This is a genomic window from Achromobacter sp. (genome assembly GCF_036567245.1).
In the GTDB taxonomy this organism is placed as follows: Bacteria; Pseudomonadota; Gammaproteobacteria; order Burkholderiales; family Burkholderiaceae_B; genus Achromobacter.
This window is the reverse complement of sequence record NZ_DATCUY010000156.1, coordinates 1-4,291: the sequence shown is the minus strand read 5'-3', so window position 1 is coordinate 4,291 and position 4,291 is coordinate 1. Positions and strand designations below refer to the sequence as shown.

Here is a 4,291-nt window from a genome sequence, read left to right as displayed (position 1 = left end):
CGCACGCGCGCCTTCCTGCAGCGCGCGGTGGGCGCGGCGCCGCCGCGGGAAAGCGCTCCCGATCCCATGCAGGCTTACCTGAATTTCGATCCACTGCGCCTGGCAGTGTGAACCATGATGGAGTTGCACATGATTTTCGTGTCCTCGATTTCCAACCATGCCGAGGTGCGCGCATGAGCCTGGCAAACGCCCGCGTCCAGACCCGGCTGGTGCATGCGGGATCGCCCGATCTGAAGCAGGGCGCCGGACCGGTGAACGTGCCGGTAGTGCGCACCAGCACCGTGCGTTTCGCCGACACGGCTGCGCAGGCGGCCCTGGGCCGGCAGCGCGCGGCCGGCGAGCGCGTGGCGACCTATGGCCGCCATGGGCTGGACACCCATCAGGCCCTGGAAGTGGCGGTGGCGTCGCTGGAAGGCGGCTATCGCACGCTGCTGGCGCCTTCGGGGCTGTCGGCCATTGTGTTGGTGCTGCTGGCGACGCTGGCGCCGGGCGAGCACGCGCTGGTGGCCGACAGTGTCTATTCGCCAGTGCGCAAGGTGGACCGCGCGCTGCTGCAGCGCTATGGGATCGAGGTGGAATATTTTTCCGCCACGCGCGACGAACTGGAGCCGCTGATCCGTCCGAACACGCGCCTGCTGTATCTGGAGTCGCCCAGTTCGCTCCTGTACGAGGTGCAGGACCTGCCGGCGCTGGCCGCCGTGGCGCGGCGGCATGGCGTGCTGCTGGCGGCCGACAATACCTGGAGCGGCGGGCTGTACTACCAGCCGCTGGCGCTGGGCGCGCACATTTCCATCCAGGCGGCGACCAAGTATCTGGCGGGGCATTCGGATGTGATGATGGGGGTGGTCACCGTGGACAGTGCCGAACTGGCCCGGCAAGTGGGCGCGGCCCACGACGCCCTGGGCCTGTCGGTGGGTGCGGACGACGCCTACCTGACCCTGCGCGGCCTGCGTACGCTGGATGTGCGGTTGGCGCGGCACCATGAAAACGCGCTGGCCGTGGCCGGGTATCTGGCGCGGCATGAGGACGTCGCAAGAGTCTATTACCCGGCGCTGGAGCAGGACCCGGGCCACGCCCTGTGGCGGCGGGATTTCAGTGGTGCCAGCGGCCTGGTGTCGTTCGCGTTCCGGCATGCCGATGCCGCAGCCGCCGCGCGCTTCATCGATGCCTTGCGCTATTTTTCCATCGGCGCTTCATGGGGCGGCTACGAAAGCCTTGCGCTGGAGGCCGCGCCCGAGCGCCTGGCCGAGCACAGCCATTGGCGGGACGGTCCGCAGACGCAATCGGTGGTGCGCTTGCACATCGGACTGGAAAGTCCGCTCGACCTGATAGCGGACCTGGAGCGCGCCTTCGCGGCCACGCGCGAGGCTCTGCGGCGCAGCGCTTGAGGCATATGCAAATGAGCGGTTTTCTTTAGGGTTTCCGGCTATGTAGAAGCAACATATACCTCTTTGTCCGTTGGTACCCGCGGCCACTAGAATTTGCCCTGTTCCATGTTTGGCGGCAGGGCATGTCTACTATTCTTTCCATCGGATCGGTGCAGCTTCCTTTTCTTGCTCAACGGCAGGAAGCGGTACGCGAGTTCTATCGGCATACCATCGGCTTGGACGAAGTGGCCGGGGCCGGCGGCCAGCGCCTGTTGTTCGCGTTGGGCGAGGCGACCTTGTCGCTGTCTCCCGTGGAGGAGATCAGCCGGGCGGTCAGGCCTGACTATCTGGCTCTCAAGACCCGCGCCTATGATGACATCCTGGCGCGTCTGCGCCTGGCGGGACTCCACCCGGTTTGTTCGCTGCCCGATGCCGAGCCGCGCGTGATGTACGTGAAAGATCCGTCCGGCAATCAGCTGGCTTTCCTGGGCTGAGGCGGGCGATGAACTTCCAGCAATTGCGCTCCGTGCGCGAAGCCGTGCGCCAGGACTTCAACCTGACCGACGTCTCCGAAAGCCTGCATACGTCGCAGCCGGGCGTCAGCCGCCAGATCCGCGAACTCGAGGAAGAGGTGGGCGTGGATATCTTCGTGCGCTCGGGCAAGCGGCTCATAGGCCTGACCCCGCCTGGCGAATTGATCCTGCCCCTGGTCGAGCAGATCCTGCAATGCGCGGACAACATCCGGCACGCGGGGGCCGAGTATGCGGACAGCCGGACCGGCGTGCTGTCCATCGCGGCCACCCATTCGCAGGCGCGCTACGCCTTGCCGCCCGTCATCAAGGAGTTCCGCGAACGCTATCCCGAGGTGGTGCTGCACCTGCACCAGGGCTCGCCCAAGCAGGTGTCGGAAATGCTGCTGGAGGGCGAGGCCGACATAGGGGTGGCGACGGAAGCCGTGGCCGACTATCCGGGGCTCGTCAACCTGCCTTGCTACCGCTGGAGCCACAGCGTCATCGTGCCTCGCGGCCATCCGCTGGAGCGCCAGCCGGATGGCGTCACCCTGTCGCAGCTCTCGCGCTACCCCATCATTACCTACGGGCGCGGCTACACGGGCCGGGCGCATATCGACGAGGCCTTCGCGCGGGCCGGCATCACGCCCGACATCGTCATGACGGCGATGGACGCGGACGTGATCAAGACCTATGTCGAACTGGGCCTGGGCCTGGGCATCGTGGCCTCCGTGGCCTGGGATGCCGAGCGCGACACGCGCCTGTGCGCCATCGACGCCCGTCATCTGTTCGAGATCAACCTGACGCGACTGGCGATACGGCGCGGCGCATGGTTGCGCGGCTATGCCTTTCACTTCGTCGAGATGTTCGTACCCACTTTGACGCGCGAAATCGTCGAGCGTGAATTGAAGGGCGAAGGCTGAGACGCGCGGCGACAGGCGCGTCGCCCGGCAGCGCGCGCATATCCATAGTTGCATCGCTTCGTTGCCGGCGCAGGCCGGGCGCACGTAGGCTGACCCATTCTTCCATACGGAATCCCGGGTCATCTCATGAGCACATCTCAACATCCGTCCGCAGCCACGAACATCCACACCGAACGCGCAGAGGCCGTGCGCGAATTCATTGCACAGGCGCGACGGCTTGCGCCCGACGCGGCCAGCGCCACGCGCGAGCAGCTGGGGCTGGTGGCGGCGCTGCTGGAAGCGCTGGGGCGACGCCGGGAGCTGTTCCCGGAGGAGGCGTTCGCCGTGGTCCCCGGCAGGCCCACCGCCATCTACCGCTTGGCCGAGGACCTGGACGGCGGCCATGCGCTGTACCTGTCCCTGGGTGCGCCGGGCAAGGCCCAGCCGCCCCACGACCACACGACCTGGGCCATCATCGCCGGCGTGCAAGGCAATGAGCGCAACGAGGTCTATGCGCGCGAGCGCAGCGCCGATCCCCAGCGCGACGTGCTGACCCATGTGCAGCGGGTGGACGTGGGGCCGGGCAGCTCCATCGTGCTGGGTCCGGAGGACGTGCATACCATCGAACTGGTAGGCGATGAGGCCGGCGCGCATCTGCATTTCTACGGGCTGGCCCTGGACCGCCTGCATGGCCGGGTGGTGTTCGAGAGCACCGCGGGCGGCAGCTACCGCACATTTTCTCCGCCCGCCGCCATCTATCACGCGCGCATCCCGGCGCAGGCCTTGCAGGACGAGTTGCGCGGCTCGGGTGAAATCGCCGTGCTGGACGTGCGCGAGGCGGGGCGCTACGCCCGCCGCCACCTGCTGCATGCCGTGCCGGCGCCGTTGTGGCGGCTGGAACAGTTAGCGGACAGGCTGGTGCCTCGCCGTAATGCCCGCGTCGTGCTGGTGGACGATGACGAGACGCTGGCGCATCAGGCCGCCGCCAAGCTGGCGCGCCTGGGCTGGACGGATATTGCGGTGCTGGCCGGCGGCACGGACGCTTGGGAGAAGGAGGGCCGCGAGCTTTACTCGGGCACCAATGTACCCAGCAAGGCCTTCGGCGAAGTGATCGAACACGAAAAGCACACCCCCTGGATAGACGTGGACGAGCTGCACGAACGGGTGGCGCGCGGCGACGACATCGTGGTGGTGGACAGCCGCACCCCCGAAGAATTCCACAATTTCACGCTGCCTTTCGCGCACAGCCTGCCGGGCGCGGAGCTGGTCTACCGCATCGGCGAACTGGCGCCGGATCCCAAAACCTTTGTGGTGGTGAACTGCGCCGGGCGCACCCGCAGCATCGTCGGCGCGCAGACGCTGATCGATGCCGGCATACCCAACCGCGTCGCGTCGCTGCGCAATGGCACCATGCAGTGGCTGCTGTCTGGTCGCGAACTCGCCTACGGCAGGCAGGCCGCGCTGCCGGAACCCGGAGAGCAGGCGCTGGCAGCGGCCCGCCCGCAGGCGGCCG

Annotated in this window: 4 protein-coding genes; all 4 read left to right on the top strand. The window is 67.3% G+C overall.

Annotation, left to right across the window (positions count from 1 at the left end; genetic code table 11):
- Positions 1 to 173 precede the first annotated feature (173 nt).
- Positions 174 to 1,388, top strand: coding sequence for a cystathionine beta-lyase (gene metC, locus VIR09_RS06875; protein WP_332012196.1), 1,215 nt, complete (start codon positions 174 to 176; stop codon positions 1,386 to 1,388).
- Between the two features lie 122 nt (positions 1,389 to 1,510).
- Positions 1,511 to 1,861: a VOC family protein gene (locus VIR09_RS06870; protein WP_332012195.1), complete on the top strand. Its 351-nt coding sequence runs from the start codon at positions 1,511 to 1,513 to the stop codon at positions 1,859 to 1,861.
- Between the two features lie 8 nt (positions 1,862 to 1,869).
- Entirely contained in the window at positions 1,870 to 2,799 is a 930-nt protein-coding gene (locus tag VIR09_RS06865; protein ID WP_332012194.1) for a CysB family HTH-type transcriptional regulator, read from the top strand.
- A 126-nt stretch (positions 2,800 to 2,925) separates the two neighbouring features.
- On the top strand, positions 2,926 to 4,291 hold a 1,366-nt coding region (locus VIR09_RS06860), incomplete at its 3' end, for a rhodanese-like domain-containing protein (protein WP_332012193.1).